This is a genomic window from Oerskovia sp. NPDC060287 (genome assembly GCF_042726775.1).
Taxonomy (GTDB): domain Bacteria; phylum Actinomycetota; class Actinomycetes; order Actinomycetales; family Cellulomonadaceae; genus Oerskovia; species Oerskovia merdavium.
The window spans coordinates 1-1251 of record NZ_JBHXBO010000413.1; the positions used below are offsets into that span (position 1 = coordinate 1).

Genomic DNA, 1251 nt, shown 5'->3' on the forward strand with positions numbered 1-1251 from the left:
GGCGATCCACTTGACGTACATCCCGACGAGCAGGCCGGCCCAGGAGAACGCCTCGGCGATCGCGACCGCACGGAAGGCGCGGACGGTCCAGTGACGAGAGGTGGTGGGCTCCGCCGACGAGGACGTCGACGTCCCGGCGTGCGTGGAGCTGTCGGGCAGAGGGGCGGCGGTTCGGGAGGTCACGGGGGCCATCCTCACACGCCTTCCCGACCGCGCCGAAACCTCTGGGCGCGTCACCGCGGGCGACCACCGGCTGCCGTGACGGCACCGCGGATACCTGATACCGCACGTTCCGGGTTGTACCCTGCGACGGTGACCCGACAGATCCAGCTCACGATCGCCAGCACCCTGCCGCGCAAGGCCGTCCCGGGCCGCGGGGTCCTCGACCCCTCCGTGACACGCATGCGCGTGCGCCCGGGCGACCTCGACTTCTACCTGCACGTGAACAACGGCGTGTACCTGCAGATGATGGACGTGGCCCGCAGCAACTTCCTCGCGGACCTCGGCGCGTTCGGCCTGCTGCGCGACAAGGGCTGGTACCCCGTCGTGGCCTCCTCGACCATGAAGTACCGCCGCTCGCTCCAGCTCTGGGACCGGTTCGAGATCACGACCCGCGTGATCGGCTGGGACGAGCGCGTGGTCTACCTCGAGCAGGTCTTCACGCGCGGCGGCGACCTGTGCGCTCGCGGGCTGATCGCGGGCCGTTTCCTCTCGAAGGCGGGCGACCGCATCCCCGGGCCCGACGTCGTCGGCCTGCTGGGCGCGGACGTCACGAGCCCCGAGCTCCCCGCGGACGTGCGGGACTGGGCCCAGGCCGTGGACGTCGCCGCCCGCTGACCCCCGCTCCCCCTAGGCTCGGGACCATGACCGACGAGGTGCTCGAGCACGCCCTGCTGCACGTGGTTCCCGGCCGCGAACAGGCCTTCGAGGAGGCCTTCGCCACGGCACGCTCGATCATCTCGTCCGTGCCGGGCTTCCGTGCACTGTCGCTCGCCCGCTGCCTCGAGCGCCCCGCGACGTACCTCCTGCTCGTGCGCTGGGACAGCCTCGAGGCGCACACCGAGGGCTTCCGCGGCTCGCCCGGATACCAGGAGTGGAAGGCGCTGCTCCACCACTTCTACGAGCCGTTCCCGGTCGTCGAGCACTTCCGTGAGGTGCAGCGGGGTACGGACGAGGCGGCACGACCTCACGCGCAGGTCCTGCCCGGCTGAGCCGCTGCCGCACCACGGGCGCCCGCCGAGAGTCGGCGGC

2 protein-coding genes and 1 pseudogene are annotated in these 1251 nt (G+C 71.8%); 2 read left to right on the forward strand and 1 reads right to left on the reverse strand.

The genetic code is table 11. From position 1 onward, the window contains the following. A pseudogene (locus ACFWFR_RS19395) lies at positions 1-183 on the reverse strand (hypothetical protein); the annotation flags it as partial. Positions 184-312: 129 nt separating this feature from the next. On the opposite strand from ACFWFR_RS19395, the gene ACFWFR_RS19400 reads away from it, so the two are divergent. Then, complete coding sequence (locus ACFWFR_RS19400) at positions 313-837, forward strand: acyl-CoA thioesterase (RefSeq protein ID WP_377616336.1); 525 nt, start codon at positions 313-315, stop codon at positions 835-837. A gap of 26 nt (positions 838-863) precedes the next feature. Then, complete coding sequence (locus ACFWFR_RS19405) at positions 864-1211, forward strand: antibiotic biosynthesis monooxygenase family protein (protein ID WP_377624214.1); 348 nt, start codon at positions 864-866, stop codon at positions 1209-1211. The last annotated feature ends 40 nt before the right edge of the window (positions 1212-1251 follow it).